The 26,516-nt window shown below is 40.2% G+C and carries 25 protein-coding genes; 6 read left to right on the top strand and 19 right to left on the bottom strand.

All coding sequences use genetic code 11. The features are described from left to right. Positions 1 to 13: 13 nt before the first annotated feature. From VIHSUH07_RS02445 to VIHSUH07_RS02460, 4 genes are all read right to left on the bottom strand, one after another. A complete protein-coding gene (locus tag VIHSUH07_RS02445) occupies positions 14 to 577 on the bottom strand; it encodes a hypothetical protein (protein ID WP_233187799.1) in 564 nt (187 codons plus the stop codon). A 67-nt stretch (positions 578 to 644) separates the two neighbouring features. Next, complete coding sequence (locus tag VIHSUH07_RS02450; RefSeq protein ID WP_233187800.1) at positions 645 to 1,307, bottom strand: hypothetical protein; 663 nt, start codon at positions 1,305 to 1,307, stop codon at positions 645 to 647. A 100-nt stretch (positions 1,308 to 1,407) separates the two neighbouring features. After that, complete coding sequence (locus VIHSUH07_RS02455) at positions 1,408 to 2,115, bottom strand: nicotinamide mononucleotide transporter family protein (protein ID WP_105083768.1); 708 nt, start codon at positions 2,113 to 2,115, stop codon at positions 1,408 to 1,410. Positions 2,116 to 2,272: 157 nt separating this feature from the next. Further along, positions 2,273 to 2,950 (bottom strand): hypothetical protein, encoded by a 678-nt coding sequence (locus VIHSUH07_RS02460; protein WP_233187801.1) that lies wholly within the window; start codon positions 2,948 to 2,950, stop codon positions 2,273 to 2,275. Positions 2,951 to 3,849: 899 nt separating this feature from the next. Here VIHSUH07_RS02460 and VIHSUH07_RS02465 point away from each other — a divergent pair. Together VIHSUH07_RS02465 and VIHSUH07_RS02470 are read left to right on the top strand one after the other, a co-directional pair. Then, complete coding sequence (locus tag VIHSUH07_RS02465) at positions 3,850 to 5,718, top strand: hypothetical protein (RefSeq protein ID WP_105083769.1); 1,869 nt, start codon at positions 3,850 to 3,852, stop codon at positions 5,716 to 5,718. 80 nt (positions 5,719 to 5,798) lie between these two features. Then, positions 5,799 to 7,037, top strand: a complete 1,239-nt coding sequence (locus VIHSUH07_RS02470; protein WP_105083770.1) for a zinc-ribbon domain-containing protein — start codon at positions 5,799 to 5,801, stop codon at positions 7,035 to 7,037. Between the two features lie 108 nt (positions 7,038 to 7,145). Here VIHSUH07_RS02470 and VIHSUH07_RS02475 read toward each other — a convergent pair whose 3' ends face one another. From VIHSUH07_RS02475 to VIHSUH07_RS02525, 11 genes are all read right to left on the bottom strand, one after another. Then, on the bottom strand, positions 7,146 to 7,349 hold the full coding sequence (locus VIHSUH07_RS02475; protein WP_105083771.1) for a hypothetical protein: 204 nt from the start codon (positions 7,347 to 7,349) through the stop codon (positions 7,146 to 7,148). Between the two features lie 10 nt (positions 7,350 to 7,359). Next, positions 7,360 to 8,838, bottom strand: coding sequence for a PD-(D/E)XK nuclease family protein (locus tag VIHSUH07_RS02480; protein ID WP_105083772.1), 1,479 nt, complete (start codon positions 8,836 to 8,838; stop codon positions 7,360 to 7,362). A gap of 528 nt (positions 8,839 to 9,366) precedes the next feature. Further along, a complete protein-coding gene (locus VIHSUH07_RS02485; RefSeq protein WP_105083773.1) occupies positions 9,367 to 10,797 on the bottom strand; it encodes a [FeFe] hydrogenase, group A in 1,431 nt (476 codons plus the stop codon). A gap of 326 nt (positions 10,798 to 11,123) precedes the next feature. Next, positions 11,124 to 11,516 (bottom strand): hypothetical protein, encoded by a 393-nt coding sequence (locus VIHSUH07_RS02490; RefSeq protein WP_005375898.1) that lies wholly within the window; start codon positions 11,514 to 11,516, stop codon positions 11,124 to 11,126. A gap of 46 nt (positions 11,517 to 11,562) precedes the next feature. Next, positions 11,563 to 12,639, bottom strand: a complete 1,077-nt coding sequence (locus VIHSUH07_RS02495) for a Fic family protein (RefSeq protein ID WP_105083774.1) — start codon at positions 12,637 to 12,639, stop codon at positions 11,563 to 11,565. Between the two features lie 323 nt (positions 12,640 to 12,962). Continuing rightward, a complete protein-coding gene (locus VIHSUH07_RS02500; protein ID WP_038125125.1) occupies positions 12,963 to 13,334 on the bottom strand; it encodes a hypothetical protein in 372 nt (123 codons plus the stop codon). A gap of 222 nt (positions 13,335 to 13,556) precedes the next feature. Continuing rightward, positions 13,557 to 16,022, bottom strand: coding sequence for a DNA gyrase subunit A (gyrA, locus tag VIHSUH07_RS02505; protein ID WP_105083775.1), 2,466 nt, complete (start codon positions 16,020 to 16,022; stop codon positions 13,557 to 13,559). Between the two features lie 106 nt (positions 16,023 to 16,128). Next, positions 16,129 to 17,331 (bottom strand): ATP-binding protein, encoded by a 1,203-nt coding sequence (locus VIHSUH07_RS02510; protein ID WP_105083776.1) that lies wholly within the window; start codon positions 17,329 to 17,331, stop codon positions 16,129 to 16,131. Positions 17,332 to 17,678: 347 nt separating this feature from the next. Beyond that, positions 17,679 to 18,920 carry a DNA/RNA nuclease SfsA gene (gene sfsA / locus VIHSUH07_RS02515; protein WP_105083777.1) on the bottom strand — a complete coding sequence of 414 codons (1,242 nt, stop codon included), beginning with the start codon at positions 18,918 to 18,920 and terminating at the stop codon, positions 17,679 to 17,681. Between the two features lie 247 nt (positions 18,921 to 19,167). Beyond that, entirely contained in the window at positions 19,168 to 19,389 is a 222-nt protein-coding gene (locus VIHSUH07_RS02520; RefSeq protein WP_016476269.1) for a DUF2922 domain-containing protein, read from the bottom strand. Positions 19,390 to 19,513: 124 nt separating this feature from the next. Next, entirely contained in the window at positions 19,514 to 19,720 is a 207-nt protein-coding gene (locus VIHSUH07_RS02525) for a DUF1659 domain-containing protein (RefSeq protein WP_005375915.1), read from the bottom strand. A 407-nt stretch (positions 19,721 to 20,127) separates the two neighbouring features. On the opposite strand from VIHSUH07_RS02525, the gene VIHSUH07_RS02530 reads away from it, so the two are divergent. From VIHSUH07_RS02530 to VIHSUH07_RS02545, 4 genes are all read left to right on the top strand, one after another. Then, complete coding sequence (locus VIHSUH07_RS02530; protein WP_105083778.1) at positions 20,128 to 21,084, top strand: DUF1858 domain-containing protein; 957 nt, start codon at positions 20,128 to 20,130, stop codon at positions 21,082 to 21,084. 78 nt (positions 21,085 to 21,162) lie between these two features. Next, complete coding sequence (locus VIHSUH07_RS02535; protein ID WP_105083779.1) at positions 21,163 to 21,828, top strand: hypothetical protein; 666 nt, start codon at positions 21,163 to 21,165, stop codon at positions 21,826 to 21,828. Positions 21,829 to 22,327: 499 nt separating this feature from the next. Further along, complete coding sequence (locus VIHSUH07_RS02540; RefSeq protein ID WP_105083780.1) at positions 22,328 to 22,615, top strand: cupin domain-containing protein; 288 nt, start codon at positions 22,328 to 22,330, stop codon at positions 22,613 to 22,615. 228 nt (positions 22,616 to 22,843) lie between these two features. Then, positions 22,844 to 23,200 carry an MmcQ/YjbR family DNA-binding protein gene (locus tag VIHSUH07_RS02545; RefSeq protein ID WP_105083781.1) on the top strand — a complete coding sequence of 119 codons (357 nt, stop codon included), beginning with the start codon at positions 22,844 to 22,846 and terminating at the stop codon, positions 23,198 to 23,200. A 119-nt stretch (positions 23,201 to 23,319) separates the two neighbouring features. Here VIHSUH07_RS02545 and VIHSUH07_RS02550 read toward each other — a convergent pair whose 3' ends face one another. The 4 genes from VIHSUH07_RS02550 to VIHSUH07_RS02565 form a co-directional block, all read right to left on the bottom strand. Continuing rightward, complete coding sequence (locus VIHSUH07_RS02550) at positions 23,320 to 23,913, bottom strand: hypothetical protein (protein WP_105083782.1); 594 nt, start codon at positions 23,911 to 23,913, stop codon at positions 23,320 to 23,322. Positions 23,914 to 24,316: 403 nt separating this feature from the next. Beyond that, positions 24,317 to 24,775, bottom strand: coding sequence for an OmpH family outer membrane protein (locus VIHSUH07_RS02555; protein WP_005375856.1), 459 nt, complete (start codon positions 24,773 to 24,775; stop codon positions 24,317 to 24,319). Between the two features lie 205 nt (positions 24,776 to 24,980). After that, positions 24,981 to 25,358, bottom strand: a complete 378-nt coding sequence (locus VIHSUH07_RS02560; RefSeq protein WP_038123670.1) for a GerW family sporulation protein — start codon at positions 25,356 to 25,358, stop codon at positions 24,981 to 24,983. Between the two features lie 23 nt (positions 25,359 to 25,381). Next, entirely contained in the window at positions 25,382 to 26,512 is a 1,131-nt protein-coding gene (locus VIHSUH07_RS02565; protein ID WP_105083836.1) for a hypothetical protein, read from the bottom strand. Between the last annotated feature and the right edge of the window lie 4 nt (positions 26,513 to 26,516).

Consider the following 26,516-nt stretch of genomic DNA (forward strand, 5'->3'; position numbering starts at 1 on the left):
AAAACTTCATACACTATAACAAATAAGGTAATAAATTATATTCTTTTACATCGCTTAACACATTACTATTACCATGTCGATCACGTTGGTACCGAATCAATACGACTTGATTTGTATACTTATTGAACACAAAAGATAGACCTTCATTGTGATAACCTACGTATTCGCCCACATAGTACCCTGTATATGTATCATAACCATGGTAGATATCGCCATATGGTTCTGCCGGACGGCCCCATTCAGTATCCTCGAGAAGCGGGCCATAAAGGGATTCTACTTCGCTGCGCGTCATACCTACCATGGCCCCTTTATTAGTTGCATATCCTGATTTTGTAATATATATCATGCTCGGTGGTGTACTATAATCCCATAATGAAATAATAACAGATTGGTCCGCAGAGATGTACATATCGTGACCAGAATAACGATAATCTGCTAGCCATAAGGAATAATGGTAATGGTTCAAATAAGAGTACATATCCGAATTAGATTCTAAACCGGCTAAGACGCCTACATCATCGGTTTTGGCAAACGCAGTTTGCCCTATACAACCAATGATAAGAATAGAACTTAACATGAGTTTTATCAGCATATATTTCAATAGACTTACCTCTTAAACATATAGATTATAGTTATATCATCAGTTAGTGCCCTGCATCTAAATTTCCATGGTTAAATCCATTTTCTAATTGTTGTACTACATCTTGATATTGATCTTTCTTTGATTGTAAATACTTAATATGCAATTTATTTTCAGAACCAGCACCAACAAAACCTTTCACATAATAAATAAATGTACCATCAGTATACGTTACGACATACCAATCATCACTGACGGTATGAAATCCAGGTATACCTCGTTGCTTGGCTACATTAAGAGTCCGATAATAAGCTGCTTGTGTTGTTTCATTAAGTGTATTATTCGAACCAGATACGGTGACTTCAATAGTTCCATCTTGAGGAGATATAATACACCCATCACCATTAGTTGATTCCTGCCCCCTTACCCATGTACTAGGATAACGAACGGAAAAGCCAAATCGTGCATTGCGATACATCGAAACATCTATCGAGTTATTAGTTGCTTGATTTGTCGGTGTTGATGTTTCCTGTTTTGATGCCTCAACTAACTTTACTTGTGCACTTGTTATCTCTGTTTGGCTCATATTCTTTGATTCGTGATTGACCAACATAACAGTACCAACACCTATAGCAACACCAATTGCTAAACATGTAATAGCCACAATAATATGCTTTTTAGTAATTTCAATAACCATCAATGCTAATCCCCAATCTATGCACCTCATCAAGCTTTTATTTTATAAACATTATAGCCTGTCTATACATAAAATAGCCAGTACCTCATTGTCGAGATACTGGCTATAAATCTAAATACAAGCACAATGTTTATTTCGCTTCTTTATCATTCCAAACTAGCAATGCACCAATGGCATTAAGAATATAAAATACATATTTACCAACATTGGCAAAGTTTCCTTGAGTGAATGCTTTTAGAAGCTGAACGATATTATAGACCATCCAAAATGGCCATTGTGTATTTAATTTTAGAGCGTTAAATAGATTAGCGATGAGAGATAAGGCAAATACAATCGTTGTAAGAATCGATAAGAAATTAATATGACCGCTAAACCCTATAAAGTTAGCTATGATAGAAAAAATAAAAGCCATCACAGTAATCATAGATCCTACCCATCGTTTTTGTGATGGACTCATCGTATTAGGAATCCCATCATGCGATGCTTTCCATTTTTTTATAGCAAATGTATAAATAATAAAGGTAACAGGATATGTAATAATCGCGGCTTTATTACCAAGAATGAAATCAATTACACCTGATAACACAGTATTAACAATGCCAAGATAGTTACCCCATTTGTTCAATTGGCCAGTAAATCGTGTAGACAACATGGAAATACCAACATTGATAACAGAAATAAGACCAAATGGAACTAACGCAGTCCATGGTCCCCAATCTACAAATTTCTCAAGTCGAGAATTAAGATATCCTGCAGAGATTGCAATGCCAACTACGAGTACCACGCCGATTAAATCAAACCATCTTGATGTAGCAAATTGTTTTAAATACTGTTTCATATATATATCGCCTTTCTACATAACATGTTTTAAACTGTTTTAACACAACACAAATTTCAATGCAATAGCCAATTTATATAATCCATAGATATAGCCAGTACCTCTCTTCAAAGATACTGGCTATTTTCATGCATATATACTATTCAAACAATATTATTTAATGGGATACATAACTCATCCAAGATACCAATGCCTTCTTGTACTCGTCAATGGTAGAGAATTTCGGTGTATAGTTTGTTAACCATTCGGTTAATGTAGGTTGTGTCTCCTCTGGGTCTACGGCGATTGGTAAATCCCAGATGTTACCATGTTTGCCTTCAAAGTAGCGCCATTTGTCTTGGGAAAAGCTCACCAAGGCATAAGCCTTATCGTATTGCTCCTTCGCAAGGTCTAATTTGCCAAGGCTTTCATTAATCTGAGCCATAATACTATAATCTGACGCATTCCATGGATAGCCTAATGCGGTACCGGCCCAGCCAAATCGATACTCCTTATCGATGAGGGTTTGTAAGTTCCGCTTGTACAGCTCGGCCCGATGGATGTCGCCAAAATGAACGGCCAATTTCACCATGTATTTGACGCATTCAAGGTACGCGTAATGATCCTGCGTATGGCGCGCATAATTTGGATTGTCATAGGTCGCATCCCACAAGGTACCGAGTTCGTCCCAGCACGCTTGGTCCATGTGATCTAGGTGAAAGTGCCATACGGCCTTAACGAACGCTCGAATCCTCTGCCGCTCTAGCTCAATATAAGGACCATTGGCAACTACATCGTCTTGCTCCTCATCATAAAATGGGATGATCCCGCCTGTATTAAAATCTAATCCAAGCAAAACGTCGTCGCTCCCTTTCCCTCTATCGGCGGGAACAAGGACGGCCGAATGGCATTAAATATGCCGGTTGTGCAAATCGTAATGTAACGCATAATACTTCCTATAAACAAAACTCTATCTACCATCTATGTTTGACGATGAACATAACCATCGTTATAATATAAGAAGATAGTCAGACGAGTGGACACGTCAGGCTCATCTCGAAATTACATATACATGTAGAAATGGCCTTTCTGTTATCAAATTATCAAAGATAACGAAGGGCTATTTGTCTTTTCCTAGACAAATAAGTACTATTCATATCCCAAAATAACGACTGTGATCATCTACATTTGACGATGAACTAAACCATCGTTATAATATAAGAAGATAGTCAGACGAGTGGATACGTCAGGCTCATCTCGAAATCTATAAAATATTAGGAAATGGCCTTTCTGTTATCGAATTATCAAAGATAACGAAGGGCTATTTGTCTTTTCCTAGACAAATAAGCGCTATTAATGCTCCAAAGGCGATAACCACAGTCATCACCTGTAATAGGAGCATAATGATTTCATAATCACTCATAGGCTTACCCCTCCCTTCAATAACGAAGAGAGGCCCAACCTCGTCTAACTATCTTATGTTAATTATATATCAAACAAATATACGATACAATAAGCATCGTATTATAGAGATTTATAGATGAAAACTCTACCTTAGGAGATCTAGGGTAGAGTTTTTTGTGCTTATAGTATATCTACATTACGACGCATATCAACTCTATCTTTTTAATTATATACAATAAATAGTAAGTAATATCAAAGCTTCAACATAAACAATTTCCCGAAGGGTTGTTGTATGATACTATATAAAATATGAAGGTTTTATGAATATATGTGTAAGGGAAGGGTTACGTTATGGCTACTAATAAATTTACTTATAAAATATATCAAGCACCTACACTGTTTGATGGTTTACAAAATGCCTCTAAAGAGGAGTTATCCTATTTAATTGCGCTGCTTCGTCAGCAAACGATGAAAAATGTTTTCTCAGATAAGTTCAATAACACTGTAACCACGGGGAAAAAAGCTTTCAACTCGGTTATGAGTTTCTTTGGGAAATCTACGAAAACAAATGATGAGATTGAACGTGAAAGTAAGGAAAATCATCAAGATATCAACAATAAAATTAAAGAAGAGATTCACGCATTACAAAGCTATTCTCAAGAGCAACTCTATACATTATTTATTGAAGAGGTTCGCGAGGAGTTAGATGTGCCAGATAGCAGTCTAGCCCTATTATCTAACAAAATTATTGTAAGTGCCGCTAAAACAGATTCTTCCATTAATGGAGAGTTAGATGTTGAGCAAAAGGCGGATATTATTTACCAAAAGACACTGCAATCCATCATTTCTAGCCTAGAAAAACAAAGTGATGCAGAGCGGGATGAAATGATTCGCCAACTCGACATGGAACTGGATAACTTATCGTCTGACCGCAAAGAATTAATCAAACAGTCCTTGCAAACAGACCATTTAAGTGGTGAAGTATTGCGTAACAGCTTTCTAAAATCTGGCGTAGGCCTTGGTTCGCTTATCACCATCGGCAGTTCCTTTGGGGCTTACATCGCTATCAATACAATTATCCATGCCATATTTACGAGTTTCTTAGGCATCACCCTTCCATTTGCTGTCTATACCGGTGTGGCTAAAGGCGTTTCTATCATCGCAGGACCGATTGGCTGGTGTGCATTGGGTGGCTATTCTATTTACTCCCTCATCAAAACCTCCGGAAAATTAACCTCTGCCATGATGTCTGTTGTTGTATTCATTGCTATGACGATTTATGGTAAAAGCTTCTCCGTCGACGAAAATGGAGCACCTTTATGGATTACCAGTGACTCCATCGAATATCAAGAATATAAAAATAACCAATACCGAATCATCCAATTAAATGATAAAGTAAAAATTCTCTCCAAAGATTTAATACTTTCACAGGAAAAAGCACAAAAAATAGAAGCCGCTAAACAAAAGCTAGAAAAGGTATTACAAAAACAACAAGCAAATCCAAGTCATACAGACCAACATGTTCTGGATGATTTAAAAGAGCAGATTAAAGTAATGTCACAACAGCTAAGCACGGCACAAGAAAATCGAAAACAGATAGAAAAGCAATATCAAGCACAAATTAAAGAGTCAGATGCACTAAAAGCACGTAATAAAGAATTAAAGTCACAAAATAAAACATTACAAGAGGAATCTACTTATTACCAAGAATGTAGCGAGGAATTCGAAGAGGAAAATAAATTACTCCAACAACGGATGACAGACCAAGAAAATCAATCGGCACAAAAAATTCATGAGCTAGAAACGCAGCTACAATTGATGGCAGAAGATGAAAAAGCATATGAGAACGATGCAAAGCGTCTAAATGATGCTAAGGATTTACAACAAATTTACGAAAAATTTGAACTAGAGAAACAATTCTTAGCGGATTATACAAGTACTAATCAAACAGTGCGCATTCATATCCAAAAAATGCTCACTCGCCTATATGCAGCCGATGATCCAACACAAATCGATGCCACTCATAACAGCAAAATCAATTCATTGGGATTCCCTGTTTATCATATGGAAACCGCTGATGGACATCGATTATATTATGCGTATTCAAAAACAAGTGCTAAACCAATTCACATTCTTTGTCACTGCATAAAATCAAAAGAAACAGTCTATTTCAATAAGATGAAAAATTCAGAAACATTTAAGAAAAAATTCAGGAATTAAATCACTTGAAGCTGTATGATTTGTAGGGTTAAAATTAAAATATATTCCTATCATATACAAAACAAGACAAGGAGAAAATCATGATTTGTCAACATTGCGGCAACCCTGTACCAGAGGGCGCTAAATTTTGTAGTATTTGCGGTCAACAGCAAGCACAATTAACATGTAACAATTGTGGTAACCCATTAGAACCCAATACCTCATTTTGTAGCAATTGCGGAACACCAGTTACTAACACAATAACTACACCAGAAACAGTAAGAACTCCACCAACACAAAAGAACAATCCTGTTTATGACTGGGATCCTTTTGAACTCAATGAACTAGACACACTTACATTTGTGCTCACCAAGAAATATGCTGAATTTCAAGGTCGTGCCAGTCGTAGCGAATTTTTCAGATATAATTTGATGATTTCTCTTTGTCTAACAATCATCCCTATCATAATGGGTATCATTAAATTAGTATCTAATAATATCATGACTGTTATCGTCTTATATGTCCTACTAGGTATTATCGAATTAGCATTAATACTTCCAGGCTTAGCTATTGCAGTCCGCCGTCTACATGACACCAATAAATCTGGTTGGTTCTTCCTTATCAACTTTATTCCTATCGTAGGACCCATTTGGTTCTTAATCTTAATGCTAACCAAAGGTGATACATATACTAATAACTATGGTGAAAGAACCTCCTACATCCAAATCACCCCAGAAATCCAACGACAATATGGGCTCCGGCCTTCGCCAACCTCCACATCTACCGCATTGTATATCATTGCCTATGTCGTACTCATAAGCATAAGCATTGGTTTGAGCGCTGCTACTATCGCTACTAGTTTTAATCCTATAAACAATACAACACCTACCCACTATTCTACAAATACTACCAGTAATAATTCATCTGTGAAAGCTACACCTGCCCCACAACCAGCATCAACAAATACACAATCAGTGGCACAAAATAATGCGGTTGAAGAAAGTACAAAAGCGTTGCAGAACTACTATCGCTACCTAACCAATAAAGACTTTGCTAATGCCTACACATACCTATCTGATGAACAACGTGCTAGCCTCGGTACCTACGACTACTGGCGCAATGGATATAAATCAACCCTATCCACCACATTACTTTCAGCAAAAGCTGTATCCGTCTCACCAGACACTGTCGTATATAATTATCGCATTGAAAGTAAAGACCTCATTAACGGCCGCATCAAACACCAAACATTCACCGGCAATGTAACCATGGTAAAAAACAACAATAACTGGATCATCCAAGACCAAGATGGTCAATTAGCTGATTCCTATTACGAATAAAATACATAAACATAAAAGACTCGTATCATTTGCTGTGATACGAGTCTTTTATAATCTATGCTATTATTATCCCTAAAATTATAAGCCTTGAATACTATTACTAATACATCATGAAACCTCTACTATTTCACTGATTTCACTAGCATACAATTCGTAACTACCAACATATATCGATGCTTCATCAGGTTCATTATTAACGCCAGAAACAAAAGAATCTAACTTACCTATTAATGACTCTCCATCAATAAATCTAACCTCTACATATGTTGATTGTATTTCATGATAACGATTATATAACTCTTCCTCTGTCATAAGGTCACCTCTACTTTAGCACCCCTTTACGCACAAGATCCCATTTCACGTCTTCTATCTCCTGCGTTAATTCTGCATTTAAATCACGCATTAAGGATATAAATTGTGCACGCTTATCCGCATCATTCCAATCAATTAGTATCTTATGCAATTTAAATTGTAATAGAGTGTTTTCATATTGCTTATATAAATTACCTTCAGAGCATATATCTCCCTTATCAGCTGTACAACAATATAGCTTATTAATAGCCTCCAATTTGGCAGAAATCTTCTCTAATGATAATATATACTCTTTAATATAGTTATACACACAGGTTTTATATGAGCAGGTATTGCTTTCACCATTATCACCGGCGCCCTTTTCCCACCACGTATAGTAACGTAAACTCAAAACTGGACCTTCTTTAATTTTATCAACGCGCCAAAACATATAGGGCTTAACAGTTAAATTATCCTCACTTGTATTTTGAAAGCCCCAATAATCGGCATCAACAGTTCGGTCTAGAGAACGTGGCCAAAAATGCATCAAAGACCAAGGGGTACCAAAGCTGCTACCATGCTGAATCGTATGAGTATGAGACGCATCATCTATACGACCATATACATACGAATCGTCAATATTCTCAACGTGTTGTTTCAAGTCGGTCATAAATGGTGCTTCGTGATTTGGCTGATTAAATACAGTCTGCAAAAATCTCCGTTGGGCAATTGCAGTATCTTGGATATAAAAACGAATATGCCCATCAATATCCTTATAGTATTCCCAAAAACAGCTATGCTCTATAGTAGCCCTAATTTTAGAGCTCAAATAATCCACAAAGCTCATTAAAATTGGATTATTCCACTCACGACAAGACAGTAACAAGGATAAGAACTCTGGCCCATCCACATAGGTATTAACCTTTGGATCCTTCTCCAGTTCCCAAACCGTATTCCAGTCATCATCATTGAACCAATCCGTCTTCAAATACGCAGTATGAATCGTATACTTTGACAAATCCAATTCTCCCGGTTCATCTCGTAATGCCCATCGAATACTATTCACCGCGCCCCAGCAAGTAGTCTCATCACGTTTTTGCTGTTGTTCCTTTTTATCATCTGAAAGATGTTGATATATATCCAATCCATTGTATTGATTTGATTCAAATGTTTTTGAAAGCAAATATTTATACCGATTGATCTGATTACCATGCTCCTGTGATGATGTTTTATCTTCAATAATTAAAGCTACTTGTAGTTCTGGAACCAATACAAGCACATCAATATTAAGTAACTGCCTAAAAATATATATCTGGTTAACACCAGATACATCATAAGCCTCATTCAACAAACGAGATAAAAACCGAGCCCCAAACTGACGCCCACTTGCATTATCATCACGAACAGGCATATTAATCCAATTCAAACACCAACAAATAAATGCATCCTGCGACAACTCATTCGTCGCAAAACTAAAAATATTATTCTCCACAACCCGTTCGTCAATCATAGCTCTTAATCCCCTTACTAACCTCTACACTGACCAAACCTTGTATATACAACTCGGTCCATTCAAAATAACAATACCATCCTTAAGACAAGTATACAATCACATACGTGTAAATTACTTACCATAAATGAAAAACAATGCCCTCACAGTACCTCTATGCAAACGCACACAGAGAAAGCCCCCATCTGTTCCAAAACCGACTTTGGCCCTGCGGAGGCCGTAGGCCGGAGTCAGACCCGGCCGGTGTATTCTCTCTAAAAAACAATGCCCTAACATCACCTAAACCACAAACGTATATAGAGAAAGACCCTATCGGCCCCTCAAAACGACTTCGGGCTCCGCGTAGCGCAGTAGCGTGTCGGCTTTCTCCCTTCTCCAGAAACAATGCCCTGACATCACCTTTATACAAAAGTATATAGAGAAAGCCCCCATCTGTTCCAAAACCGACTTTGGCCCTGCGGAGGCCGTAGGCCAGAGTCAGACCCGGCCGGTGGAGGATTTTGGAACAGATGGGGGCTTCTACCCTAATTACCCTTTGTATTTAGGTGATGTAGGGCATGTTTCAGGCACCACATCTTTGCGGTCCCCTAGTTGTGCACTACGGTCTGTGAAGTGTGTATGTAATAGTTCGTGAGCTTTGTGTCCTAGTGGTTCGCCCAAGAAGTTTTTGTATAGTTCTTGGATTTCAGGGCTTTCATAGGATGCCACGTATTTGTATTCTTCATCAGCTTTGTAAAGTCCGCCGATGCGGGCTTCTTTTGTTTTTACGGCTTGTGGTAATTTGGTGCGTGGTTGACCACCACCACCGATACAACCGCCAGGGCAAGCCATAACTTCGATAAAGTCATAGTGTTTGCCGTTTTCTTTCAAAGCGTTGAGGAAGTCACGGGTATTCTTGCCGCCGTGTACAACAGCAACGGACAATGTTACGTCATCACCGAGTTGTACGGTCGCTTCTTTAACGCCGTTCATACCGCGAACGTCTTCGAGGTGAGTTAATGCATATGGAGGTGGCTCTTTATCAGTAATGAGCTTGTACGCTGTACGCATAGCCGCTTCCATAACGCCGCCCGTATTACCAAAGATGATGGACGCACCAGTTTCCATGCCGATTAAATCATCAAACTGAGAATCTTCTAGGCTTTCAAAATCAACACCTTCGTCGTTGAGCCAACGAATGAATTCGCGTGTAGTAATAGAAATATCCGTATCCATGCCGAGGCTTTCATCATCGTAATAACGAGCCGCCGCATTTTCCTCAACACGCTTAGTTTCGGCCTTCTTCGCCGTACAAGGGTTAACACTGACGGACACGATGTTCGCCGGATTGATGCCCTTTTTCTCAGCAAAGTACGTCTTGATCATGGCCGCTTCCATAGCGATGCAAGAACGGGTGCTGGATAAGTTCGGAATGAGTTCAGGGAAATAGATTTCCGCAAAGCGCACCCACGCAGGGCAGCAGGACGTGAATTGAGGGATGGTACCGCCATTGTTCAAGCGATCCACGAGCTCGGATGCTTCTTCCATGATGGTCAAGTCCGCGCCAAAGTTCGTATCAACTACGTAATCAGCACCAAGTTTGCGAAGGGCGCTCACCATTTTGCCTTCTAAGAATGTGCCTGGTTCAAAACCGAATCCTTCACCGATGGACACGCGCACAGCCGGTGCCGTTTGAATGACAACAATCTTGTCTGGGTCGGCAATGGCCGCTTTCACCTTATCAAGCTCGGATTTCGCATGCATGGAATCGAATGGACATGCAGCCGCACATTGACCGCAGTGGATGCACACCGGCACATCGCCAGTCGCCTCGAGGTCGTAGTAATCGAGCACGCTCATCACATCAGCGCAAGCGCGACGGCACAAGGTGCAATTCTTACACTTCGAAATGTCGTGGTAAATGGACGGGTTGTCGAGCGCAATCGGCACGCGTTTGTCGATAAATTCAAATTGGGACATGAGGACCTCCTCGTTCTGTATAATCATACCTATTGTGAAAGTTTTAATTTCTCCTATATTACTAGCATAACAAATAAGAAGGCTGTTCATCAACGAACTAGGATGGTAGGAATTGGCGTTTAGTATAACACGATATAGTATATTACGATATACTATATTACGTTATACTAAATTATCAAAGAAGATACAGCCTTCATCAAATCAGATATTATCTAGTGTTACAAGGGTTTTTACCCACATGTTTTGTCCTATAACTCAAACTCACTTCTTCTCTAAAAGCACAAAAAAGCAGCTCATTCGAGCTGCTTTGTCTTATAAGGTGTATATTATTTTTTACCTTGTTTTGCTTGTTGTGGCCATAAGAAGTTGTAAACTGCTTCGGATGGGGAACCAGCAACAACTGGACGGTCTTTGCCATCAACTTTATCTTCGCGTTCTGCGTAACCTTGTGGGTTATACAATACAACTTTTTGGTCTTTTACAGTTTTCTTTTTGTGGTTGAATTCTTCAGTAGCGATGAAGTGATAACCTTCAGAATCTTGGGCTTTGATCATAACAGTTGCAGTTTTATCGCTTTTTTGAACGCTATCTTGATCGATGGACCAAGTAATACCAGCACTATCTTGACCAAATACTTGCCAGTTAACAGCACTAGCAGAACCGAAACCGCATGCGCAAATTGCAGCAGCCGCTAAACATGTACCTAATAATTTTTTCATATATTTCACCTCGTATAAAATCAAATTTAATTTATTATACCATATATTAAATGTATTTTGCGTGAAAGCTAATTTTTTGCGATACTTTTACGTAAAATGTACTTCGTCCCACACCATGCCGTTCTATAAAGCCCTCTTCTACAAGTTCTTTCAACGCCTTTTCTACGGTAGACACAGCTAAATCTGGTTGTTTCTCAAGAATTCCCGCCTTCGTAACCTTACCAATAGTGGCACCAATTATGATTTTTATACGATCTTTCGCAGATAACGACGTATGCAGCAATTCTATGCGGCTTTCAAAATCACGATACGCCGCCAAAATAACGCGGAGCATATACTTAACAAAAGGGACCACATCCTCATCCCCTGTGTGCCACCCTGCACCAGATTGGGCCAGCGCCGTATAATAACTGTCCTTCGTGCGCTCAATTTTTTGCTCTAAACTAATGAACTTGCCTATCATGTACCCATTTTGGTACAAGAGCAACGTCGTCAACAACCGACTCATACGCCCATTGCCGTCATTGAAAGGATGAATACACAAAAAATCGTGTATAAATACAGGAATCACAAGCAAAGGATCCACCGATTTATCTTGAAGAACCGCATTAATACTATGACAGATTTCATTTATAGCATTCGGCGTTTCATAGGGTGCCAAAGGCTTAAAGCGCTCCACCTCAGAACCATCTGCAAGCCGCTCAATAATTGAATTCTGCACATTTTTATACTGCCCGCCAATATTCTTATGCGAATAAGCGTATAAATCACGATGCAACTGCAACACGATATTACTCGTCAGCATAATATGCTCATAATGTTCGTGCACCGTATTCAACACATCACGATACCCCATAATCTCTTCCTCATCCCGATTACGAGGCGTCGTCTTATTCGCCACCAACGACCGAATACGAGCCTTCGTCGTCACAATACCTTCAATACGATTCGATGACTCTACACTCTGCACCTTCGCAATATCCACAAGCCGCGCCACACTACTAGGCCGCTGCAATACAAACAAATCCTGCCGCCCCTTATACTCGTGAATCTGTGAAACCAATGACACAACCTCGCCATCCCACAGACAATCCCCGAGCCGCCGATAATCAAAACTACGCATACCACACCACCTTTCCCCTATACGAATATTTCTCCCCTAATTTTAATACAATTTAGGCGATAAATAAATAAAAATATATCTTCCTTCTCCGGTCCTTTGTGGAAAATAATTTTGTAGATAAAAAGAACTCAATTCTCTGAATTTGTATAAATGATAGATGCAAAATGGGATTGATGGGGCCGAAAAAACGACTTTGGCCCTGCGGAGGCCGTAGGCCGAAGTCAGACCCGGCCGGTGGAGGCTTTTTCGGCCCCATCAACCCCTAAGCATACGTATCACGGATACTGTTCAGAGAATTGAGTTCCAAATATCTATATTAAATTTTATTTTCCCCAAAGGGCCTGCATTACTTCTGATCCTATTGTATCTTTCTCAATTTTTACAGGTTTTTGTTTTTCATTGCTACTCAACAACGGTACGCCAGATTGGCTATACACAGTGGCGTTAACTTCTGTCCAAGTGCTATCTGGGCGGTTGATTTCAACGGTATAGATATAAGTATAACCTTCTACATTGTTGGCTTTCACCAAAATACGAGCCATAGAATCTGTTTTAAACACAGATGAGTTATCGATAAACCATGCGGAATCGTCTGTGTCCGCATCAACGTAGTACCAATCAGCGGCATTAGCTACGCCAAAGCCACCGAAAAATATACATCCTGCTGCCATGATGGCAGCTAACCATTTTTTCATCATTCTCTCCTATTCAATCCTTTATTCATTCAACTATATATGGGCATGATTGTGGTTTGGCCCCTACACAACGTCAGGGCCTAATAGATAAAGCGACTGCTCGTCCTGTATAACACGAGTGGCGACCACATAGGTGATCGCCAATTGTGCATATCTATGTTAGATATAGTATATTTTCGTTACTTTGCATATAGAATACAAATCTATATGACATATACGATATTAATCTTCGCTTTCGATTTCAGATGCAGGAATAACAGCAATGCTAGCTACCTTATCACCTTCGTCGAGGTTTTGTGTTTTCACACCAGAAATGGCCTTGCCTTTTTTCACAGCAATGTCATTCATGTTAAAGCGAATAATTTTACCTTGTTCGGAAATGAGCATCACTTCGTCATCATTATGAACGACTTCAACGGCTACTACATCGCCGGTTTTGTCGTTAATGCGGAAGTTCTTTGTACCAATGCCGCCGCGTTTTTGTACATTGTACGCATCCGCTTCGTTGCGTTTACCATACCCTTCTTCGGAAATGGTGAACACTTGTGCTTCGCTTTCATCAGAGTCAAGAACACCAGCGCCTACAACAACGTCGCCTGTTTTCAACTTGATGCCGCGCACGCCATGAGCCGCGCGTTTCATGAGACGAACGTCCTCTTCGTTGCAACGGATGGCCATGCCAAGTTTCGTACCAATCAAGATATCTTGGTTGCCTGTGGTTACGATAACGCAAATCAAGCGGTCCCCTTCGTCGAGGTTGATCGCATTGAGGCCGGAACGACGGATATTGCGGTATTCTTCGATAGCCGTACGTTTCACAACGCCGAACTCAGTAACCATGAATAAGTTTACATTTTCATGGATGCGTTCAAGGTCGATCATAGTCGTAACAGATTCGCCCACAGCGAGTGGCAATACGTTAACCATAGCAGTACCGCGAGAATTACGGGAACCTGCTTCAGGTACTTCGTATGCTTTGAGGCGATATGTACGGCCAGTGGACGTGAAGAACAACAATGTATTATGCGTACGAACATGCATAATTTGCGTTACATAATCATCTTCCTTCGTCTTCATGCCGATAACGCCAGCGCCACCTTTATGTTGGTTGCGATATACGTTCGCGTTCATGCGTTTGATATAACCTTGTTTAGTCAAGGTAATAACCATCTCTTCGTCAGCGATGAGGTCTTCTACATCAAGGTCGGACGTATCGATAGTGATTTCAGAACGACGAGGGTCGCCGTATTTCTTCTTCATATCTTCTAGTTCTTCTTTGATGATTTGACGTTGACGCGCTTCGCTAGCCAAGATAGCTTTCAAATCTTCGATCAATGCCAACAATTCCTTGTATTCCTCTTCGATTTTTTCGCGTTCCAAGCCTGTTAAACGGCGTAGACGCATGTCGAGGATGGCTACTGCTTGTTTTTCTGAAAGCCCGAATTTTTGCATCAATGCGTTACGTGCGATTTCATCAGTTTGAGAACTGCGGATGGTAGCGATAACTTCATCGATGTGGTCGAGGGCGATCAACAAGCCTTCCAAGATGTGAGCACGCGCTTCGGCTTTGTTAAGCTCGAATTGAGTGCGGCGTACGATTACATCGAGGCGATGATCTAAGTAGTAACCCAATACTTCTTTCAAATTCAATACGCGAGGATGACCATCCACGAGGGCTAACATAATCACGCCGAAAGATTCTTGTAATTGAGTATGTTTATACAATTTATTGAGCACGATATCTGGTTGCACGTCAGCGCGCAATTCGATAACGATGCGCATACCTTGACGGTCAGATTCGTCGCGAAGTGCTGTGATACCATCGATGACCTTGTCGCGGCTCAAGTTCGCAATCGTTTCGATAACGCGAGCCTTGTTAACTTGGTATGGAATCTCAGTCACTACGATTTTATGCTTGCCCTTCGCCATTTCTTCAATGGTTGCACGAGCGCGCATTTTTACGCTGCCACGACCTGTGGAGTACGCTTTTTTAATGCCATCGCGGCCCAAAATAAGCGCCCCAGTTGGGAAGTCAGGGCCTTTAATTTGTGTCATCAATTCGTCCACAGTTACAGCTGGATTATCGATGAGCATTTCAAGGCCATTACAAACCTCATTAAGGTTGTGCGGCGGAATATTGGTCGCCATCCCTACGGCGATACCGCTGGAACCATTGATGAGAAGATTTGGAATCTTCGCTGGCAATACAGTCGGTTCTTGCAAGCTTTCATCATAGTTCGGCATGAAATCAACAGTTTCCTTGTCGATATCAGCAAGCATTTCTTGGGTAATCTTTGCCATACGCACTTCGGTATAACGCATCGCAGCGGCACTATCGCCGTCGATGGAACCAAAGTTACCATGGCCATCTACCAAGAGGTAGCGCGTATTGAAATCTTGCGCCAAACGTACAGTCGCATCGTAAACGGAGCTATCACCATGTGGATGATATTTACCGAGAACGTCACCGACGATACGCGCGGATTTCTTGTACGGTTTATTAGGCGTCATGCCTGTTTCGTGCATCGCGTACAAAATACGACGATGAACTGGTTTCAAGCCATCACGCACATCAGGAAGAGCACGCATTACGATTACGGACATCGCATAATCGATATAAGCGTTCTTCATTTCTTTATCAATCTGAACGGGATGAATATTCCCATGGGACCATTGTTGGTCTGCCACAATCTCACCTCATTTTACTAACACTGATTACAATTCATCATATTATTATAGCATTTTTAAGGGTTTAGCGCTATTGTTATAAGGATTTTTGTGAAAGCTGCCTCGCCTATTCTAATAGCCAATCCAGAACATTCTTTTGCTCTATACCATTATGGTTATCTGTTTTATGTAATACATCCATTGTAAGTAAATATTTAGGGTAGTTATCATCAAGTTGCTCTAACGGTGATAATTCACGTCGTAATGTAATATCTTCCATTACGGTATAACTGACTTGGTAATATTCTAAACGATGTGGTTTTTTAGCAACAAAATCTATTTCTCCATTTTGTTGATGTCCCACATACACATGATATCCACGTCTAACCAATTCCAAATATACTATATTCTCTAATATATGACCTCGATCTGAATCTGTGCGACTTAATAAAAACTTACGGAATGCACTATCTACAACATAATATTTAGCATTTCGCTGTAATAATGCCTTCCCCTTTACATCAAATCGATCAACTTCATAGATTAAAAGACCATCTTTAAGGCCTTGTAAATATTTCTCAACCGTTTTATTATCCGTTTTACGGCCATAACTAGTGAGCGTATTCGCAATTTTCGTAGGATTAATCAGACTCCCTATATTAGCCAATAAATATCTAATAATATCCAGTAATAAAGGAACATCTGTAATTTTTAATCTCGTTACAATATCTTTCAAAACAACTGTATTAAGAATGCTTTCCAAATATTCATCAATACTTTCCTCATCTTCAACATGTACAAGCCTTGGGAAAGAACTATGTTCAATATACAAATTGTATATATCCATATCTGATAAGTTTTGCTGACTGTATGCACTATGAAATTCTTTAAAAGAAAGCGGCAGCATCTCAACTTGCACATATCTGCCAGTTAATAATGTAGCAATATCAGAAGACATAAAATACGCATTTGAACCAGTAATATAAATATCCACATTGGGTTTGATAAATAAACTCCCTACGACCTTTTCAAATTGTGGTACATGCTGTACTTCATCTAAAAATACATACACAGGAGTGTCTGGAATCAATCGTTCTACTATATACTCATGAAGAGCGTGATATTCCTGTAATGCTTCATACTCTAAATCCTCAAAATTAATAGAGATAATTTGATTTGGTTTAACACCGCTGTCTAATAATTCTTTTTTAAATAATTCAAATAATGTAGATTTACCACACCGGCGCACACCAGAGACGACTTTTATTACATCTTGATCTTTATGGCGTCTCAAAAAATCTAAGTATTGCTCACGTTGAATTAAAGACATCATAACCTCCTTTTTCTAGCACTATATCACTGTTAATACATAATCAGTATATGTGTTTTAGGATAGCAATCCTAATCCAACTCTATTTTTAAAAATATAAGGATTGTAATCCCTATACTCTTCAATTATAACATATTTAGGGATTGCAATCCTTAAACTTTCCATTTAAACCTGTTCCATTTTGGAACAAGTTCAAAACCTTTCTAATTTACCTTCATCATAAAAATTCCAATACCTATAAAAGACGTGCAAATCAAATTGATTTACACGTCCTTTTATCAGCATATCATCAGTAGTTATTTCCATTTTGGAAATAACTACTAACACATCTCAAATATGCTACTTTATTAATTCTCAACAATTATGGAATCCAGTTGATTCATCCTAAATTCTTCCACCACGTCCATAAAGTCTTTATTATGTATTGGATTTTCGGTCATACCAAACAAATGACTTGTACAATCACAGTCGGAACAGCCAAATTTAGGTACATCCCATTCAGCAATAGCACGCACCGCATCAGCCAAAGCACATTCAACGCTCACGTCTACATCGGGGTCTGGCGTGCTCGGCATGGATGGGTATGGTTCATGGGTGAGGCTCCAGCTTTCAAGGGGCAGACCACTTGTACGAATGGGCACGGCCGCTATCATTTCGCAGTGACCGCGGAAGTAGTCGAGGTGCCAATGCATTTTCTTGCGTTTTCTCTTATGGCGCTCAATGCGTTTCGTAAGGTTTGCCTTGGCGGATCCAACGTACATGTAATAACCTGCATTAAAATGCATCATGCCCTTGGAACCGATTTCGAGGTCTAGTTCATGGTCAAGGTGCATCACCATGATGTACACGCCACTGTCGTGCGCTTCGCTATCGAGAACATAGCTCGGATAGGTACAGGTGCGCGTCACGGTAGGCATGGTGAAAGTCTCATCCCACGCCACAGCAACGGCTTTCCAATCGAGGTATGGGGCTACCTCTTTAAAGGTCATGGCAAATTCTAAATCCGTATGATAATCTGGCAAGAACCATTGGGCTTGGTCCCATTGTACAAGGAATAACACACCCGTATGGTAGCCTTCGTTTTGCAGTTCCCTTAGATGCAATAAATGCTTGCGGCCCCGTTCTGTAATAGCATCAGGGAACATGGCACCAGTCTTGGAGAACAAGGTACAGGATTTAACCTCTAACAAGAATTCTTCACCTTCGTCATTAGTAAGGAGTAGATCAAAGCGTGATGTCGCTCCATGTAGTTTTACCGTATATTCACGACGTACGACGCGCCATTGTTCCCAGCCAGGGATGAGTTTATGTTCAATCAAATGCTGCGCCACATCATTACTATAATTTGTATCGAGCATGATAACCACGCCATCGCGCTCAATACCTACAACGCGATACTTCGTCTTCGCATCAGGCTTATCATGAGGCACGATGTACATCGTGACACCGGTAAATAACAGTTCCCACATACGACCTGGATTTGGTAAATGGGCAAGTACGCTTTCACCATTAAGATCCAAGGTCACCACAAACCGATTGGGACGGCCTGTATAAGTTGCTTTCAAAATTGTATCGTATAGAACCTTCATCGTTCCTCCTACATCAAGATAATTCTAGGTTCATTATACAACAAAACGGGCCACTCCGAAGAGCGGCCCGCTGGGAGGCGTCATATGACAGGTTCCGAGGCTATCATATGACTAGGGATAAGATATTCATCGCATAACAGCGATAGTTGTATTTGGCATAATCGCCATATTTATACTAGGCATCGCGGCCTTAGTTATGCTAGGCATAGATGCGATAGATTCATCTGTACATTAGCGATATGTTGTTTTATTGCAAATCTTTACTTTGCGTAGATACTTCACTGGCAGAGGTAAAGCTTGCCAATGGAGCGTCGCCAGAGCCTAAGATTACCTTGTTCGCTACTAGCGCATTAGCTGCCGTTTTAGCTTGTTCCAAAGTAAGGCCAGTGCGAGGTCCACTAATTGTGATCGATGCGCTTTTACCATCGACTGTAGCAAATTTAAGATATACCACACGTTTATCAGCCATGTTGGGCACTCCTTTCTAATTCATATACATAAGGATGGGAATGATCGCGATAGGTCCACAGGGTTTGGATTACTACGAACCTTCACGCAGCCATTATGTGCTAACTATTACAAGTGAAAGCACATTAATGACCAAGGGATACTTCGTTGACGCGTATTACGTCAGCAATGGTGTTCTCATAGAGACCAGCCAATGCAGTGCCAACGATTTTGACCGCATCATCAGTAGCTTCTTCAGCGACGCGTGTGAAAGTGACGTCTTTGTATTTCGGTTTTTCTTCTGTACCGATATTAAAACGTAACACTAACTTTGTGCGTTTTAGTTCAGCCATCTGATCACCTCCTTTCACCTATATACATTCCAAAAGGAGGCTCGTGACAAGCAAATTCGTTCAAAAAAGAGGAATAATATTTTTACCCCTGAAAAAACGGCCCCAAATCAAGGTTTAGGGCCGTACTTTTGTATTTAGTTTCACGTGAAACAGTGCCAAAAATTTTTACTTTTTTGTAGCTTGGGACACATTATTTTATTGTAAAATGAATTATACTAGTATATGTAACTTGAAATGATGATAACAATCATTTCATAACAATCTCTTACTAGCTCTCTAGAACATGTATCGTTTGGACGTACATCACCGTCGAAACGCATCATCTCTAGCATGTGCTAATAGAGACTTTCACAGTGAAAATATATGATAGAATATAAGTAGTTCATTACAATTTAGAGGGGATTACAATGGCTCAAATTGCAGGAAATTTACAACGAATTAAAAACGGCCAACGCCGTTATGCTATTACACCGCGCATTCCAGCGGGTTTTATTCAACCAGATCAATTGCAAAAATATATTGATGTGGCAAACAAATTTGGCGCTGTTCTTAAACTAACCGGCAGCCAACGCATTATGATTACGAATTTGAAAGCTGAGGACGTAGACGCAGCGTGGGAAATGCTCGGCATGGAGCCGGCGTACATGGTGTCCAACCGCGTGCGCAGCGTCAAGATTTGCCCAGGCACAACGTTCTGTAAACGGGCTAAACAAGACAGCGTGCATCTTGGCATGCAGTTGGAACGCAAATATTTGTCCCAAGAAATGCCTAGCAAGATGAAAATCGGCGTGTCCGGCTGCATTAATTCTTGTACTGAAAGCCGCATGAAGGACGTTGGCGTTATCGGTTCTGTTGAGGGCTGGAGCGTCTACGCTGGCGGTAGCGGCGGTGCGCATCCACGCATTGGCGATCTCATTGCAGAGGTAACAACAGAAAAAGAAGCCCTTGCACTTGTGGACCGCATCATCGAATATTACAAAGCAAATGCACAAATCGAACGAATGGGTGAATTCATCGATCGCATCGGCTTAGATGCTTTCAAAGAAGCTGTACTAGGCGACCTTGAAGGGGCTCCTACAGAAGTGAAAGCAGCGGAACCTGTTGTTAACTTGCCAGGTCACGGCAATGATCCAGAGGTTGAAACGCCACGCCTTGAACCAGGTCAACCAATTACACCGGATACAATCATCCGTGATATCGTGGACATCTATCCAAATACAGTACCTGTACTACAAAGCATCGGCATGGGTTGCCTCGGTTGCCCATCCTCTACGATGGAACCACTATGGCAAGCCGCTGAAATCCACGGCGTCAACGTGTACGATTTACTTAACAAACTAGAAACTGCCCGCAAAGGTGCATAATTAGAAATATATAAGGACCTATGTAAATACATAGGTCCCTTCCCCATTATCATAAAAATTTATACAAAGGAGTTCCACATGTCCGCATTTTTAGGTCATATTCACTACTGGTTATACCGTAAAATTCAATTGCTCGTAGAGCGCGAAAACTTAATTCTTGAAAAAACGACAAAGGTCGTAGATGACCTTGCTGAGGAATTACATTCCATCTCCGTAGATACATACGGTGAACCAATTAACCCTAGCATTCCATTGGAAAACATTATCGACCACAACAACATTCACGGTTGGCTCTCCAACCAAATCAACATAGCATCCGTCCGCGAAGCGGCTTTCATCAAAGACATGCTCGATACAAATGCTGATGAAAATGCTATTCACGTAGTAACCGCTATTCTCGATGCCTTCGCTGTACAAGGCCAAGCATGCGGCGTTGTGGCCCAAGATAGCCTCGAAGAACATACGGCGCCGGCCATCTACAATGCCCTTCAAAACTTCTATGTAAACGGCATGCCTTGCGACGGCGGCGACCAAATCGTTGAGGACAGCGCGGACCGTTTCACATGGGTCGGCGACCACCGCTTACAAGCTGGCTACTGGCGCACTGCAGGCGTAGACCCTAAATTCATGATGCTCGCTTACCAAACATGGTTCGAAGCCTTTGTGAAAGCTATCGATCCTACATTCGAACTCATCACCACAGAAGAAAACGGCACACGCTTGTACACAATCGCTAAAAAATAAATACCATTTCGTTCGCTAAAACGGACGAAAAACGAACGAAAACGCGAACGTAAAATTTTACGCTCGCGTTTTTATTTCTAATGATCCAATATATGTGCCTAAAAAATTAGAACAGGCGTATTCTAATTCTGGGAATCTAGTGTATATGTCTAAAAAAATAAAACAGGCGTGTTCTATTTTTAGGGACCTAGTATATGTATCTAAAAAATAGAACAGGCGTGTTCTAATTCCGGAGATTTAGTATATGTGTCTAAAAAAAATAGAACAGGCGTGTTCTAATTCAGGGGATCTAGTATATGTGTCTAAAAAAATAGTACAGGCGTGTTCTATTTCTAAGGACCTAGTATATGTGTCTTAAAAATAGTACAGGCCTGTTCTAATTTAAAATTCCTTATAAAAGTGTAGCTACAGACACAGAATTGATAAGAAATATCAGTTATAATAGAACTATAAGATAAATCATTACTCATATACTTTCAAATATAGGAGGTGCAGCATCATGGCAGGCACAGTAAAAAAAGATCTAGGTTTATTATTCCAAGGCCCTAACTACGTAATCGTAAAAAAAGATGGCAAAGCAGGTGAAAAGGTAGAAAAACATAATCATCCTGAAGCCAATGTTATCTTTACTGTTGTTAAGGGCACAGTTCAAGTATTCCTTAACGAAACAGAAGAACATGTACTCGTACCGGGTGAAGTTCTCGAATTTAATGGTGATAACTACATTCAAGCAACGCTTGTTGAAGATAGCGAATTCATCGTAAACCTCGTTCATAAACCTGAATAAGATTATATAGATATGACCTCCTCCTTTCCTTAGTGTCTATATATAAAAAACACCTATAAGTGGTAAGTTACATAAAACAGTAACTATTACCATATATAGGTGTTTTTTACATTCTTAGTCCTAATATCTTAATTTCATAACTGTATTTCTATAGAATATAGTGTTTTTACTTGCAGTTGCTTTCATAAGAGAATATACTAATTATGTAAGAGAGAAAGAAGGATTTACATGACACGCGAAGATTTAGAAACCTATATTCACAATCAATTTGAGGATACTACCACCAATACGCCTTGGACGCAGTTCCCGCATTACAAGGTGTACCGCCATCAAAGTAATCATAAATGGTTCGCCCTAGTCATGAATATTACTACCGATAAATTAGGATGGCCAAACATTCGGCCTATCGATGTGTTAAACATAAAATGCGAGCCTACCATGATTGGTGCCTTTCGTAAGGAACCAGGCATATATGCAGCCTATCATATGAACAAGGCCAATTGGCTAACCGTTTCTTTGGATGGCTCTGTGCCTACTGAAAGAATAAAAATGCTCCTCGACATGAGCTATCGATTGACTAAATAAAATACTAAATTCTTTATCTGCCCATTTAGCACATAAAATAAAACGAGCCTGGATTCATTCTAAGCTCGTTTTTTTGCTTTCACGTATTGTATTGTTAATATTTATGAAATAACTTTCACCTATACTCGTAACATCATAGATGCACTTGTTAAAAGTACAGTATATACAATAGCAATGATAATAATATGCATTGATGTAGTCTTTAACATCTGACGGTAGAGTCCAAGGGAGCAAAGCATATAATATATAGCTAATACAAATGCGATTAGGCCCAAAATAGATTGAACTCCGAACGCAATCATACCCGCTCCGGCAAGGCTCAATACAATAACGAGTACAGCACCGAGTAAGGATAAGATGGTTATAGGTAAATCAAAGGCCATCGCATACGAAACGGCCATGAACGTATCCTTAAACATAAGATCACGATTACTAGTGGCTTTCACATAAAAATGGGCCAATATCAACCAAAGCCCTTTTAGGAAAAACCAGGCAAAAACAAAGCCTAAAATCGATACAATCGTATCTAACACAGTTACAGGCGTGATAAAAAATATGATACCATTTTCCACCACCGACAAACCAAGCATAAAGCCAAACAAACGCAACATAAAAACTAGCGCTTGATCAAACGTACCATTCTCCATAATATACGGAATCCCCTTAGATCGCGGATACCGCATCAAATTCCAACAAACCTGCATAAAAGACATCTACAAAACCTCCTTCGCCGCCCTCAATTACAACTAAATCATACCATAACAAACCAACCAGCACAAAACACCCTGCGTCCCCCTGGTCCTTAGTCTAAAAAAATAATATTTTATTCAAAGAGATTAACGAAAAAAGGGATACCCCTCTGAAAACGACTTTGGCCCTTCCCCCTACTGTCTGAAAAATTAATATCTATCTTAGATAAAGGAAAACAGCCCCCTCTCAAAAAACGACTTTGTCCTTCTACCTACTGTCTAAAAAAATAATATTTTATGTGTAATTTAGAGAAAAAAAGACACCCTCCTAAAAACGACTTTGGCCCTGTTCCAAAGGAACAGACCCGGCCGGTGGAGTTTTTAGGAGGGTGTCTTTTTTATTTATCGCCAGAGCGACATTAAAATATTATTTTTTTAGACGTTTAATTACTTCATCTGTAATATTTTCAACGTTACTGTTTGCATCAGCTGCGCGGATTGTGTATGGGTCGTCTAATACAACGTCCATTTTCTTTTCAACGCGAACGGATTCGATAGCGTTATGAATGTTTTGCATCATTGGTTGTGCAATTTTATTCACTTCGTCATTTTCTTTTTGTAACAATGGAGCTACGGATTTATTGAATTCTGCTTCTGCTTGAGCTTGATCTTTAATTTTGTCAATTTCTTGCATTTTCTTTTCAATTTGTGGGCGGTATTGTGCATCTACTTGTTGCATTTTCATATCGAGTGCACCGTAACCAGGATAGCTATTTACAACTTGACTCATTTGCACCAAACCAATGTTAGCAGCGCTTGCCACAGCAGTGGTAGCGGAGATAGCACCAACGATAGCCAATGTTGTCAATTTTTTAGTTAATTTCATTTGAGATCCTCCTGAACAGTAAAGTTTCATTACACAAACATGTAATGCACTATTTTTACTATATCAAATCTAACTTGCTTTCACAAGTAAAAACCCTCAAAAATCATAGATAAGATATAGCATCTAATAATTAGATTGTATACTATTAAATAATAATAAGGGCCCATGAATTCATCATGAACCCTTATTAAAAATTTACTATCTATTATTGTTCGTCATTAAGATAGATATATTTATCGGATTTCAATTTGGACACTAAATCAGGCACCAAACCGATAAGGCGATCAAAGCTGCTGCTGTAAGGATTGCCTTTAATGTTGAATAACTCGATGCGTTCGCCCTTGATCACGAGCACAGCGCTTGGTTCCATGCGAGCGCCGCCGCCACCGCCGCCACATTCATGGTTCTTGCCAGATGTGTTATGGTTTGTGCCAGTGCCGAAACCAAATGTTACGTCCACAAATGGAACCAATGTAGTATCGCCGATTTGCACCGCTTCCCCTACAACCGTTTCCACCTTAATCATATTTTTGAACTTTTCAAAAAGGACTTCTAAATTTTCTTTTACGTTACTGTTCTCCATCGTAGTACCTCCACTGATGTCAACTATGCGTTAGCGGCTTGTTCCGCTTTCAATCGCTCTAATTCTTTCTTTTCTTTGCGCTTAACCCAAACGACCTTAACCGTTTCAGCTATGAGTGCCCGTATTGGTTGTGAAAACACGAATCGCGTGCCGTGCCATGCCAACGCGCCTAGGATAATGCGCCCTTTAATATGGCCGCTGCCTTCTAAATGCCAATGCAAATAATCAATCTCGATATGTTCAGCCTGTTCAGGCCAAATACTGTACAACATCGAAGCAAGCATGCCACCCTTAAAAGGATCACCGATGCCGATACGCCCTTCTACGGCGATATCTCGTGGTTTTGAATGGTCATAACACCGCTTAGAAACAAGCAATAATTGACGCCACAATTCAGTATTCGTCACATGTTTCATAAACCAGAAAGTTGGAATTTTCGACTTAAAACTGGCCACCGGATCGTTAGGATCTGGTTTCTGAAAGCGCGATTTTACGCTATCTTTCAAGCCGTCTATTTTCGTAAATACCTTCTCTTTTACGGTGCCATCACTATTGAAAGTGACTTTTTCCACCACTTCGTCATCGGATTTCATCGTCGGGTTATCGCGGATTGAATCATATTGTGCAGCCCGCGCTTCAGCGCCTTTATTGTCATCCTTAGATGCATCCACACGCTCAACGCGAACTTGTTTACCTGGCTCATCCGAAGATGCCCCTGCACTGCGCGTAGCATCTAGGCTTTCACCAGAAACACCAGCAGTCGTCGGTTCAGTCGGTTCAGTGCCGCCCTGACCACCGCCTTGCATGGCTTTCATCATCGCTTCCGCTTGCGCAGACATCGGATCATTTTCAAATTCGTCAACGGCCTTCTGATATTCGTCATCAACCCGTTGTTGAATCCATTCGTCATATTCTTTCACAGGGCCTATTTTCTGCATACCTAATAGATAAAGTTCTTTAAAAAATGGTTTGCCCTGGAAATATGCGAGATGCAGCGACAACACGCGCCACAGCCATTTGACCGACAATTCTACGCGGTACGGCGTCCTGCCGTTCCATTCGATGCTATATGTGATTGGCGTTAGTAGGATAATCATGATCAGCGCTACGATGAGAAGCACTACGACGAGTGCTACAATAGCGACTATACTCAACCAC

The organism is Veillonella sp. T34266-5 (genome assembly GCF_002959815.1).
Lineage (GTDB): Bacteria > Bacillota > Negativicutes > Veillonellales > Veillonellaceae > Veillonella > Veillonella atypica.